This window comes from Paraburkholderia aspalathi (genome assembly GCF_905220735.1).
In the GTDB taxonomy this organism is placed as follows: Bacteria; Pseudomonadota; Gammaproteobacteria; order Burkholderiales; family Burkholderiaceae; genus Paraburkholderia; species Paraburkholderia aspalathi.
On sequence record NZ_CAJNBA010000004.1, the window covers coordinates 257,540 to 269,983 of the forward strand.

At 61.3% G+C, this 12,444-nt stretch carries 11 protein-coding genes and 1 pseudogene; 6 read left to right on the top strand and 6 right to left on the bottom strand.

Translation table 11 applies throughout. From position 1 onward, the window contains the following. The first annotated feature begins 78 nt into the window (after nt 1–78). From KHO30_RS23925 to KHO30_RS23945, 5 genes are all read left to right on the top strand, one after another. Complete coding sequence (locus KHO30_RS23925) at nt 79–1,332, top strand: ABC transporter substrate-binding protein (protein WP_093641246.1); 1,254 nt, start codon at nt 79–81, stop codon at nt 1,330–1,332. A gap of 76 nt (nt 1,333–1,408) precedes the next feature. Continuing rightward, nucleotides 1,409–2,314 (top strand): carbohydrate ABC transporter permease, encoded by a 906-nt coding sequence (locus KHO30_RS23930; protein ID WP_200651215.1) that lies wholly within the window; start codon nt 1,409–1,411, stop codon nt 2,312–2,314. Nucleotides 2,315–2,333: 19 nt separating this feature from the next. Further along, entirely contained in the window at nt 2,334–3,185 is an 852-nt protein-coding gene (locus KHO30_RS23935; protein ID WP_054039330.1) for a carbohydrate ABC transporter permease, read from the top strand. 37 nt (nt 3,186–3,222) lie between these two features. Beyond that, nucleotides 3,223–5,187 (top strand): beta-galactosidase, encoded by a 1,965-nt coding sequence (locus KHO30_RS23940; RefSeq protein WP_211702551.1) that lies wholly within the window; start codon nt 3,223–3,225, stop codon nt 5,185–5,187. A 124-nt stretch (nt 5,188–5,311) separates the two neighbouring features. Next, nucleotides 5,312–6,472, top strand: coding sequence for a glycoside hydrolase family 53 protein (locus tag KHO30_RS23945; RefSeq protein WP_211702552.1), 1,161 nt, complete (start codon nt 5,312–5,314; stop codon nt 6,470–6,472). A 34-nt stretch (nt 6,473–6,506) separates the two neighbouring features. On the opposite strand, the gene KHO30_RS23950 is transcribed toward KHO30_RS23945, so the two are convergent. From KHO30_RS23950 to KHO30_RS23975, 6 genes and pseudogenes are all read right to left on the bottom strand, one after another. Further along, on the bottom strand, nt 6,507–6,836 hold the full coding sequence (locus tag KHO30_RS23950) for a hypothetical protein (protein WP_211702553.1): 330 nt from the start codon (nt 6,834–6,836) through the stop codon (nt 6,507–6,509). Between the two features lie 136 nt (nt 6,837–6,972). Continuing rightward, on the bottom strand, nt 6,973–8,331 hold the full coding sequence (locus KHO30_RS23955) for an MFS transporter (RefSeq protein ID WP_211702554.1): 1,359 nt from the start codon (nt 8,329–8,331) through the stop codon (nt 6,973–6,975). Nucleotides 8,332–8,425: 94 nt separating this feature from the next. Next, nucleotides 8,426–8,596, bottom strand: a pseudogene (locus tag KHO30_RS23960) (porin); the annotation flags it as partial. A 274-nt stretch (nt 8,597–8,870) separates the two neighbouring features. Beyond that, nucleotides 8,871–9,215, bottom strand: coding sequence for a cupin domain-containing protein (locus tag KHO30_RS23965; RefSeq protein ID WP_093641227.1), 345 nt, complete (start codon nt 9,213–9,215; stop codon nt 8,871–8,873). Nucleotides 9,216–9,249: 34 nt separating this feature from the next. Beyond that, nucleotides 9,250–10,245, bottom strand: a complete 996-nt coding sequence (locus tag KHO30_RS23970; protein WP_211702556.1) for a M14 family metallopeptidase — start codon at nt 10,243–10,245, stop codon at nt 9,250–9,252. 37 nt (nt 10,246–10,282) lie between these two features. Then, complete coding sequence (locus KHO30_RS23975; RefSeq protein WP_211702557.1) at nt 10,283–11,365, bottom strand: tartrate dehydrogenase; 1,083 nt, start codon at nt 11,363–11,365, stop codon at nt 10,283–10,285. A 135-nt stretch (nt 11,366–11,500) separates the two neighbouring features. Between KHO30_RS23975 and KHO30_RS23980 the strand changes: the two genes are divergently transcribed. Next, nucleotides 11,501–12,442 carry a LysR substrate-binding domain-containing protein gene (locus tag KHO30_RS23980; RefSeq protein WP_093641219.1) on the top strand — a complete coding sequence of 314 codons (942 nt, stop codon included), beginning with the start codon at nt 11,501–11,503 and terminating at the stop codon, nt 12,440–12,442. Nucleotides 12,443–12,444: the final 2 nt, after the last annotated feature.

Sequence of the window (12,444 nt, forward strand, 5' to 3'; positions counted from 1 at the left end):
CCCTATTCCGCCAAAGAGCGGGTACATCGTCTGGCAGCGAGCCGCTGCCAGCCAACAAGGTAGTCAAGGAGACATAAGATGATTTCTCTTCGCCTTCGCCGTCTGGCATACGCGTCGATTGCGGCCGCTCTGGTCGCAGGCACACTCTGCGCCACTGCGGCCGACGCGGCCACGCTGACCGTCAACGTCTCGGCGCGCGGTAATCAGCGCTCGACGTGGCAGGACGCGTTCGACAAGTTCAAGAAAGCCAATCCCGACGTCGACCTCAAGGTGACCTACATCACCGAGGAAGCGTACAAGGTGCAGATGGGCGGCTGGCTCGCCACCGATCCGCCAGATGTCGTGTCGTGGCACGACGGCGAGCGCATGGCCTATTACGCGCAACGCGGCCTGCTCGAAGACCTGTCGTCGGACTGGAGCAAAAACGGCTGGTCGCAACAGTATGCGTCGGTGAAGGAAGCATCAACGTATAAGGGCAAGCAGTATGCCGCGCCGCTCGGTTACGACGCCTACGGCTTCTTCTATCGCAAGGATCTGTTCGAGAAGGCCGGCATCAAGGGCGAACCGAAAACGTGGGATGAATTTCTCGACGCCTGCAAGAAGCTGAAGGCCAGCGGCGTTGCACCGATCGCCGTCGCGGCGCGTGATAGCTGGACGCTTGCCGCGTGGTTCGACTATCTTGACCTGCGCATCAACGGCAACGCATTCCACCAGCAGTTGATGGCCGGCGAAATTCCCTACACCGACGCACGCGTCAAAAAGGTCTACACGGCGTGGAAAACGTTGATCGACGATCACTACTTCATCGACAACGCGCTCTCCTACGATCTCGATTCGATCGCACCGTTTCTCGTGAGCGGCAAGGCCTCGATGATGCTGATGGGCACGTTCTTCTCGGCGAGCATCCCCGCATCGGTCCGGCCACAAACCGGCTTCTTCCGCTTCCCGGTGGTCGACGCGAACGTGCCGATGGCCGAAGACGGCCCGGTCAATGTGCTGCTGGTTCCGGCGAAGGCGAAGAACAAGGCCGATGCCCGCAGACTGCTGGCCTTCATGGAACAGCCGCAGATCAACGCCGATCTCGCTAAGGGTTGGGGGCAGTTGCCGTCGAACAGCCAATCGGCCGAACCTGAAGACGAGATTTCGAAGGTCGGTTTCCAGACCCTTGCTAATACGAAGGGCGGCATTGCGCAGTTCTACGATCGCGACATGCAGAAGGAAATGGCCGACGAAGGCATGAAGGCGATGCAGCAGTTCTACAGCGATCCGTCGCAACTCGACGCCGTGCTGGTCCGCCTCGAAGCGACCCGCAAGCGCATCTACAAGAAGTAAGCCCCCGGAGCGCCAGCAAGGCAGCAAGCGCTGGCGCTCGCCTTCGATCTCCTTCGATTTTCGACCAGGGCCGATCATGTCTCATTCCGCAGCGCGCCGCCTACCCGCGGCGCGGCACCGGCACGTCTCCACGACGCGCCGTCACCAGCACCGCGCGGCGCTTTTCTTCCTGCTGCCGGGCTGTGTGTTGTTTTGCCTGTGCGTGGTCTACCCGATCATCAGCAGTATTTCGCTCAGCTTTTACAACTGGGACGGCATGACGCCGAAGACGTTCGCGGGCTTCGACAACTACATCGAACTGTTTCATGCGGACACGTTCTATACGGCGCTCAAGAACAACCTGATCTGGCTCGCGCTATTCCTGTTGGCGCCGCCGCTCGGACTGCTATTCGCGTTGTATCTGAACCAGCATATCCGTGGCATGCGGGTCGTGAAGTCGCTGTTTTTTGCTCCGTTCGTTCTATCGGGCGTGGTGGTCGGGCTCGTGTTCAGCTGGTTCTACGATCCCGGCTTCGGCTTGCTGCGTCTGATCGTTGGTCATGGCATTCCTGTGCTCGGCGATCCGCACACGGTGACCCTCGGCATTATCTTCGCCGCGCTGTGGCCGCAAACGCCGTTCTGCATGGTGCTGTATCTCACCGGGCTGACAGGTATCAATCCCGAAGTGGTCGAGGCGGCACGCATGGAGGGCGCGAAAGGCGTGCGTCTGCTATGGCACGTGATCCTTCCGCAACTGCGACCTGCCACATTCATGGCAGTCGTGCTGACCGTGATCGGCGCGCTGCGCAGTTTCGACCTGATTGCGGTCATGAGCGGCGGCGGTCCTTTCGATAGCTCGACCGTGCTCGCCTATTACATGTACGACCAGGCGATCAAGTACTACCGCGAAGGCTATTCCGCAGCGATTGCCGTTGTGCTGTTCGCCATCATGCTCGTCTACATCGTGTTCCATCTGCGCCGCATGCTGCGCGAAGAACACTGATTTCCAGGAGTTACGCGTCATGTATCCGCTTCCCGTCGAACGCTGGAAACCGCTCAACCGCACGTTGTACAAAGCGTCGCTGCCGCTTGCGCTGCTGATATGGCTGCTGCCGATGCTGGCCGTGCTCGTCACGTCGATCCGCTCGTCGGACGAACTATCGCAAGGCGACTACTGGGGCTGGCCCAAGCATTTTGCGTTAATCGAAAACTACGGCACGGCGCTTACGCAAACGCCGATGCTTCATTACTTCGCCAACAGTGTGTTAATCACGGTGCCCTCGGTGATCGGCGCGATCGTGCTCGCTTCAATGGCGGGTTTTGCGTTGGCGACCTACCGGTTCCCGGGCAATACCGCTGTGCTGTTCGCCTTCGTAGCCGGCAACTTCGTGCCGATTCAGATTCTGATGATCCCGGTTCGCGACATGGCGCTGAAGGTGGGCCTCTTCAATAGCGTATGGGCCTTGGTGATTTTTCATGTGTCGTTTCAGACCGGCTTTTGCACGCTGTTCCTTCGTAACTTCATCAAGCAGTTGCCGTTCGAGATGATCGAGGCGGCGCGCGTGGAAGGGGCGAGCGAATGGACGATCTATTGGCGCATCGTGCTGCCGCTGATTCGTCCCGCGCTCGCCGCGCTGGGCATCCTCGTCTTCACGTTTGTCTGGAACGACTACTTCTGGGCCCTGTGCCTCACGCAAGGCGATGAGGCTGCGCCGATCACCGTGGGCGTCGCCGCGCTCAAAGGCCAATGGACCACGGCATGGAATCTGGTTGCCGCCGGCTCGGTACTCGCCGCTTTGCCCTCCGTGCTGATGTTCTTCCTGATGCAGAAGCATTTCGTCGCCGGCCTGACTTTCGGCGCAAGCAAGGGTTGATCGCCCGTTCGCCGTCATTTAACGAAGAGACTCTCTCATGCAACTTGGTGTTTGCTACTACCCCGAACAATGGCCGCGTTCGATGTGGGCCGACGATGCGAAACGTATGGTCGAGCTTGGCATCACGCATGTGCGGATCGCCGAATTCGCGTGGAGCCGGATGGAACCACGCGCCGGCGAATTCGCTTGGGACTGGCTCGATGAAGCCGTTGAGACGCTCGCGGCCGCAGGGCTGAAACTCGTGCTGGGCACACCGACCGCCTCGCCGCCGAAATGGCTGATCGATGCGCACCCGGACGTGTTGCCGGTACGTGCGGACGGCGTGCGCTGGAATTTCGGCTCGCGTCGCCACTACGATATTTCCAGCGAAACCTATCGGCATGAGTGCGTGCGCATTGTCACCGCGATGGTGGAGCGCTATGGACGGCACCCGTCTATCGTTGCGTGGCAGACCGATAACGAACTCGGCTGCCACGAGACCGTGCCGAGCTATTCGGGCGCGGCGCTGGCGCGCTTTCAGACGTGGTTGCAGCATCGCTACGAGCGCGTCGAGGCGCTGAACGATGCATGGGGCAATGTGTTCTGGAGCATGGAGTATCCGTCGTTCGATACGATCGGCCTGCCGAACCGCACGCCCACCGACGCCAATCCGATCCATCTGCTCGACTTCCGCCGTTTCATGTCGGATGAGGTAGCCAGCTTCCATCGCGAGCAGATCGACGTGCTGCGTCAGCATGCGCCCAAGGCGGATCTGCTGCATAACTTCATGGGCTTCTTCACGACCTTCGATCATTACCGCTTCACCGAAGACAACGCGCTCGACGTGGCGGCGTGGGACAGCTATCCGATCGCACGCACGGAATCGATCACACTGCCTGAAGAGCAGAAGGCGCGTTACGCACGTACCGCGCATCCGGACGTCTCGGCGTTCGATCACGACCGCTACCGCGCGATCGGCGCCGGCCGCTTCTGGGTGATGGAGCAACAGGCGGGGCCGGTGAATTGGGCGCCGTGGAATCCGGTGCCGACGAAGGGCATGGTCAGGCTGTGGGCATACGAAGCATTCGCGCATGGTGCGGAACTGGTGTCGTATTTCCGCTGGCGTCAGTGTCCGTATGCGCAGGAACAGATGCATTCGGGTCTCAACTTGCCGAACAACGAACTGTCGCCTGGCGGCCTCGAAGTGCAGCAGGCGGCGCATGAAATTGCCTCGTCCGCAGCGCTATCCGGACTCGGTGCGCCGACGCGCGCGGCCACGGCGATCGTGTTCGACTACGAGACGCAGTGGATGTTCGAGATTCAGCGTCATGGCAAAACCTTCGATTACCAGACGCTGGCGTTCGACTACTACGAGGCGCTGCGTGAACTCGGCCTCGACGTCGATATCGTGTCGAGCAAGGCCGATCTTTCGCCGTACCGGCTGGTGGTGGTGCCGAGCATCGCCGTGATCGATGACACGCTCGTCGACCAGATCGAGCGAAGTTCGGCGCAATGGGTATTCGGCCCGAGGAGCGGTTCGAAGACCACGACCTTTGCCATCCCGTCGAACTTGCCACCGGGCGCGTTGCAACGCGTTCTGCCGATGCAGGTGCTTGAAGTCGAAACGCTGCGTCCGACGCTTACGCCAGCGCTTTCGATCGGAGACACGCAGGGCGTTGCACTGCATTGGCGCGAGCACGTTCGCGCCAATGGCGAGACAACCGTCGACGCGCAATTCGACGACACATGGCCCGCAATCCTCGCACACGGAAGGGTTCGCTATGTGGCGGGCTGGTTGTCGCACGCGTTGCATCGCGAGATTTTGCAGCGGGCCGCGAACGATGCCGGCATCGAGACGCAACACCTGGCTGACGGCTTGCGCATTCGTCGACGCGGCGATCTGACTTTCGCGTTCAACTTCGGCCCGGAGCCAGTGCAAGCACCGGCGCCAGCCAATGCGACGTTTGTGCTGGGACATTCGGAATTGAAAACCGGCGACGTCTGCGCGTGGAGGAACACGTAGGCCCTCGCGTCTGAACGTTTTATCAAGGTAGAAGAAGGCGTTACTGGAGGCAGAAATTTAAGCGCTTCAACCCGGAACAGGCGGCCTCAAAAAGAACCGCCATTCAATCGATGGAGGATGACAGATGAACAGAAGAGAAATGCTCGGATGGCTCGCATCTGCTGGGGCTGCCGCTGGTGTTGGCGCAACGGTCGGCGTGCCCGCCGTTGCCGGCGAACTTGGCGTGTTCGGTCATGGCCGTGGGTTTGCAAAGGGTGCGGACGTATCGACGCTGCTGGAACTCGAGGCCAATGGCGCGAAGTTTTACGAGCACGGTATACCGCTCGACTGTCTCTTCATTCTGAAGAGTCACGGTGTCGACTCGATCCGCATCAAGGTGTGGAACGATCCTGGCAATCCGAACTTTTTTCCGGCCGACCAAAGTCCCGCTGTCGGTTACAACAATGCCGAACATGTCCGCGTTCTGGCTCGCCGCGCCGCTGCGCTCGGCATGCGCATACTGATCGATTTCCACTACAGCGACTGGTGGGCCGATCCGGGCAAGCAGTATCCGCCTCACGACTGGGCCGGCAAGGATATCGAGCAAACCTGCGCGTTGCTGTCCGAATACACGTCGAAGGTCCTCACGATGCTCAAGCGCGATGGCGTGCATCCGGAGTGGGTTCAGGTGGGCAATGAAATCACGGGCGGCATGCTGTGGCCGCTCGGCAAATACGATCAGTGGGACAACCTCGCGCAACTGCTGAAGGCCGGGCACGATGCGGTGAAATCGGTCGATGAACGGATCAACGTCATGCTGCACCTCGACAGCGGCGGCAACAACGCAACGAGCCGCTGGTGGTTCGACAGCGCGGTGCAACGCGGCGTCACGTTCGATGTGATCGGTTTGTCTTACTACCCGCAGTGGCAAGGCGCGCTAAGCGACTTGCAGAACAATGCGAACGATATGGCGACGCGTTACGGCAAGGACGTGATGGTCGTCGAGACCGCGTATCCGTGGACCACGAGCGATGGCGATTCGGAACCCAACTCGATGACCAACACCGGTTCTACAACCTTCCCGCAGACGCCGGCCGGTCAGGCGCAATTCATCGGCGCGGTGACGGATATCGTGAAAGCGATACCCGGTGGCCACGGCAAGGGCGTGTTCTGGTGGGAGCCCGAATGGATCCCGACGCCGAACGTCGGATGGAAAGTCGGCGCGGGCGATCAGTGGGACAACAACACGTTGTTCGATTTTCACGGCAACGCGTTGACGTCGCTGGATGCATTCAGGAAGCGCTAGCTCTGGCGTTAACCGCTAGTGCGGATAGCAGGCACTACTGCGCGGGTGCCTGCGATTTCTGCTGGTTGGCACAGTTCGAAGTGAACGCCATGCTGGCCTGATCGGGCGTCATGTGAGGGGCGTTCGGACTGTAGATCTTTTCGACGATGGCGGAGACTGCTTGCCGGTCGGATTTACCTTTGTAGTACTTGGCCGCTTGATCAAGCGCCTGCGCTTTCGTCTTCTTGTGGGCACGCCACGAGGCCACCTGGCCGGCAATATCGCCGATTGCAAAACATTGATCGCTGACTGTTTGTGCAACGGCTTCAACGGCCGGCTGCGCGAGGCACAGTGCGAGCACGGCCGATACAACTACGCGTTTCATTACGTGAATCCTGTCGTTAGATGGGCGACGGTGCAAAGGCAGTGGTATTGACCATTGCCATGCCCGCACGAATCAATAACGGCGTAGTTTATCGGGAAGTGGCGGACGGTGCCTTTTACTCGCACCGCGGGCCTTTTCAATGCCCAAACGACTCCGCTTTCGCGCCGGTCCCTGCCGCCACATGCGGCCGTGCCGCCTGCTTGATCAGCAACGCCACGCACGAAATCAGACCCGCCACCGCAACCATCGCGAAGATGCCGCCAAAGGTGAAGTGGCGGCGCGTCAATTCAGCCACGAGGAATGAGCCAGCGATCCCGCCGAAGCGGCCGATCCCCAGCATCCAGGCCACGCCGGTGCCGCGACCCTGCGTCGGGTAGAACGCGGCGGCAAGCGCCGGCATCGACGATTGCGCGGTATTCATCAGCACACCCGCGACGAACACGATAAACACCAGCGCGCCGACATTGCCAACTGCCTGGCCGATGAAATACACGCTCACCGCGGTCAGCGCATAGCAGGCCGCGATGATGCGGTTCGCGTTGAAGCGGTCCATCAGCACGCCGCACAGTACGGCGCCTACGCCGCCGAGCGGGAACAGTGCGGAAATCAGCGTCGCGCGTTGCGGCGTGAGTCCGGCGTCCTTCAGCAGAATCGGCATCCAGTTGATCGACGCGTAGAAGATCACGAGGCCCATGAAGTAGGCGATCCACAGCATCACCGAGCCGATGATGTACGAGCGCGAGAGCACCACGCCCATGCCCTTGCCGCCGGTTTGCGGCGCGGTTTCGGTCATGACGAAGCTGTCGGCCTGCGCGGCGTCGCTCGAAATGCGCGCCAGCGCTGCACGAATCCGTTCGACCGGCTTGCTATTGGCCACCATATAGCGGACCGATTCCGGCATCTTCAGTACCAGCACGATCAGCAGCAACAGCGGCGTGATACCGCCGAGCACCAGCACGCTGCGCCAGCCGAAGTGCGGAATCATCCACGCAGCGAGAAAACCGCCGAAGGCCGCGCCGAGCGGAAAGCCGCAGAACATCAGATTGATCACGGTCGCGCGGCGGCGATCGGGGCAGTACTCGCCCATCATCGTCACGGCGTTCGGCATCGCCGCGCCAAGGCCGACGCCGGTGACGAAGCGCAATATCGTCAGGTGTTCGATGCTGTTCGAGAACGCCGATGCGAAGCAGGTCACACCGAACAGCAGCACCGAGCCGAGCAACATCGAGCGTCGCCCGAGCCGGTCGGATAGCGGACCTGAGACGAGCGCACCGCAGGCGAGGCCGAACAGCGCCGCGCTTAACACCGGCGCGAGCGCGGGCCGGGTGATGCCCCATTCGGAAATCAGCGATGGGGCAATGAAGCCGATCGCGGCCGTGTCAAAACCGTCCAGCAGGACGATGATGAAACACATGAAAAAGATGAGCCACTGGAACGGCGAGAAGGGGTGGTCGTTGATAAACGTTTGAACGTTCACAGCGTTGCTGCGGCTCATGCTGGTCTCCTGACTGCACAATACGTAAAGGCCCGCCGTAACGAGCCTTCCTTTCTTTTACGATCGTACGCCGGTTGGACGCGGTGCACGATGCCTATGCCGGCGGCGCGCTTAGTAAGCCGTCGCCGATGGTTGCGCCGGCCGTGATGATAAGGCCCGAACCGGCCGTGCCAAGCGCGTTGCCGTTGGTGCGCCGGAACGCCTGTAGCGCATACAGATCGATGCGCTTCGACAATGCATAGTACTCGGACAGGTTGACCTGCCTTGACCTGCGAGAAGATACAGGCGATCCGGGCGTCAATAAATTCGGCTGATTTGTTCGTATAAAGAACGCTGATTCTCTATAAGAACAGGCCGAACTGTAAGTAGTTTGACAACGAGGGGCAACGCGGGATTACCCGACTATGGCGCCGCTGCCTCATCGAATGAGGCAGCGCGACAGGACAGTGGGAGTGGCTGGGGATGCCGCGGCGCAGGGTGCGCCGGGACGGGGCGTAGGAGGTCAGGGCGAGCGCCGAGGACGGCGCTCAGGGCCGTACTCAGAAGATCACATAGACCTTCCGCATGGTTTCCTCGACTTCCCAAAGACCTTCTGTATTGGCTTCGAAAAAGAGCGTGTCGCCGCTTTCGAAATGGATGGTCTCTTCGTTATCGGGCGTGAAGCGGCCGCGCCCCGCGATGAAGTGCATCACCTCGGCCTGCTTGACCGAGCGGCGGTACGTGCCCGCCGTGCATTCGAAAATACCGGTGTCGATGGCCTCGCTGCCCTTGATCACGCGCTGCACGCCGGACACCTGAATCGGCGTCGTGCCCGGCAGCCCCGCCTTGCCCCAGTCCTCGAGATTCTGCAGATTCACGCTTTGCTTGATGCTTTGAACCTTCATTTTCACGTTACCTTTTGAATGTGCATGAGCCGATTCATCGGCCGCTTGTGTTTGCGTCGGCGTTCGTCACGGTTTGTTCGATCTTGCCCAGCCGCACGACGGTGACCCCAGGCCGCAACTGCCGCAGCGAAGGCATCACGAGCATGCAGTTGTCGTAAGGCGTGACCACTGCTTCGCCGTTCGACCAGCCGATGACCGTGCCGGCATCCGGAAAGATCTCCAGGCCGGTGTAGGGCGCAGCGAAACGAAAATCCATGCTGGTCGCGACCACCGGCTGCGTGACGCGGACGATGTGCTGGGTGGGCGGCAGCGGCGCCAGCCAGCCGTCCGGCAGATCGGCTTCATCGATCACACCTGCCAGCAGCAGGAAGCGCGCGGTCGTATCGCGGGCCACGGCGACCGCGCTTCGTTCCCAGTGTTGTCCGCATTCGATCAGCAACGCATGCTTTGCGCTATCCACCGTGCCGAAGCCTTCGTAATCGCGCATGCGGCGGCCTTCGGGATGGCCCTCGTCGCAGATCACCGTGGCGGGCGTGCCGAGACGCACTGCAAGGTCGATGCCTTTCTGCAGCGGCCCCGCTACGATCAGCGGCTTGCATTTCTCGTGCATCGAATGCAGATCGAGGAGTGCGTCGACCGTGTCGATCACCGGGCGCATCTCGCGTGCGCGGGTCAATTCGCTCGACGTGCGCGACGTATCGTCGAGCACCGCGGCGGTCCATACGCGGTTGAAGTCCTGATCGACGAAGCGGGCCGCGTCGGGCTTAGCCGCGTCGAAGCGCCGATACGCCGCGACGTTCGCAAAGGCAAGCGTGAGGCTTCCACGACGCGGCCTCAACGCGCGCCGCAGCAGTTCGTCGACGACGATCGCCCCGCACACTTCATTGCCGTGCGTGAGCGCGTTGATCATCACGTGCGGTCCCGGCACGCCGGAATCGAACGTATGAACGTAGGCGACGCCGGACGACGATTGCTCGTGAACCGAAATATCGGGGAATTCGACTTCGATGGGGTAGGCTTCCATGCTCATTCGAAGGTGTCCTCGCAGAAGGTAGGGATCGACAGGCTCAGGCGAGTTTAGCCGCGATGGCCTGGCCGACTTCGGTGGTGTTCGCCTTGCCGCCGAGATCGCCCGTATGCGGGCCTTCGACCAGCGTTGCTTCGATCGCCGCGAGAATCGCGTCATGCGCCTCGCGTTCCTTGCCTTCGTGATTGCCGAGGAAGTCGAGCATCATCGCGGCGGACCAGATCATCGCAATCGGATTGGCGATGTTCTTGCCGGCGATGTCAGGCGCCGAACCGTGCACCGGTTCGAACAGCGACGGAAACTTGCGGTCCGGGTTCAGATTGCCCGACGGCGCAAGGCCGATTGTGCCCGTGCAGGCAGGACCGAGATCGGAGAGGATGTCGCCGAACAGATTGGTGGCGACCACCACGTCGAAACGATCCGGGTTCAGCACGAAGCGCGCGCAGAGAATGTCGATGTGCTGCTTGTCCCACGCCACGTCCGGGTACTGCGCCGCGACGCCGGCCGCGCATTTGTCCCACCACGGCATGCTGATCGCGATGCCGTTGCTCTTCGTCGCCACGGTGATCTTCTTGCGTTCGCGCCGTTGCGCGAGGTCGAACGCGAACTTCAGCACGCGTTCGCTGCCGTGCCGCGTGAACACGGATTCCTGCAGCACGAACTCACGCTCGGTGCCTTCGAACATCACGCCACCCACCGACGAATATTCGCCCTCGGTGTTCTCACGCACGATCCAGAAATCGATGTCGCCCGCCTTGCGGCCCGCGAGCGGCGAAGGCACACCTGCGAAGAGCCGGGCAGGGCGCAGGTTGATGTACTGATCGAATTCACGACGGAACTTCAGCAGCGACCCCCACAGCGAGATATGGTCGGGCACCGTGTCGGGCCAGCCGACCGCGCCGAACAGAATCGCGTCGGCGGATTGCAGTTGGGCTTTCCAGTCGTCCGGCATCATCTTGCCGTGCTTGGCGTAGTAATCGCAGCTCGCCCATTCGATGTGCTGATACTCCAGTTCGATGCCGAAGCGCTTTTTCACCGTCTCCAGCACGCGAATGGCTTCCGGCATCACTTCGACGCCGATGCCGTCGCCGGGTATGACCGCAATCCGATAGGTCTTCGACATGTTCCTGCTCCTCCGTTGGGAATTTCGATGGTTCGATAGCGCTTATTTTATTCCTGCTGTTTGAGCTTAAAATAGTCGCTTTAGTTAAGCCACTGTGCACGAATCGTGTACAAACAATCTGCCACCGAGCGACCTATGAACGCCGTCCCATCACCCGATCTAGGCGATTTGCGCGTGTTTTGCGAAGTGGCGCGCAAATCGAGTTTCAGCGCGGCGGCGGAGGCGCTGTCGGTGTCCGCGGCGTACGTCAGCAAACGCATCAATGTGCTCGAGACTACGCTCGGTACGCGTTTATTGCACCGTTCCACGCGGCGCGTCGCGATTACGGAAGCCGGTGAGCGCGTCTACACCTGGGCCGAAAAGATTCTCGACGACGTCGACCAACTGGTGGAAGACGTCTCGACCACGCGCCGCATCCCCGGCGGCAAGTTGCGCATCTCCAGCAGCTTCGGCTTTGGCCGCCGTTTCGTCGCCCCCGCGCTGGCCCGGTTCTCCGACCGGTATCCGCAACTGAGCGTGCGGCTCGACCTGTTTGACCGTCTCGTCGACGTGGGCGGCGAAGGCTTCGACCTCGATATCCGTATCGGCGACGAAATCGCGCCGCATCTGATCGCCAAACGGCTCGCGTCGAATCATCGGGTACTGTGCGCGTCGCCGGAATATCTCGCGCGCCACGGCGCGCCGCGTCAACTCGCGGACCTGTCGACGCACGCGTGTCTTGCGATCAAGGAGCGCGACCATCCATTCGGTCTGTGGCGTTTGACGGTGCGCGGCGAGGCGGCATCGATCAAAGTCACGGGACCGCTGTCGACCAATCACGGTGAGGTGGCCGTGCAATGGGCGTTGGCCGGACGCGGAATCGTGCTGCGCTCGATGTGGGATGTGCGGCCCTTGCTCGACAGCGGCCAGTTGCAGCAGGTGTTACCGGACGTCACGCAACCCGCGAACCTGTGGGCGGTGTATCCGGCGCGGCTCGCTCAGTCGGCAAAGGTGCGGGTGTGCGTCGACTTTCTGAGCGAGGAGTTCGCGCAATGGAGTCCGCCGCCGGATACAACGGCGGCGGAAAAGGCGAGCTGAAT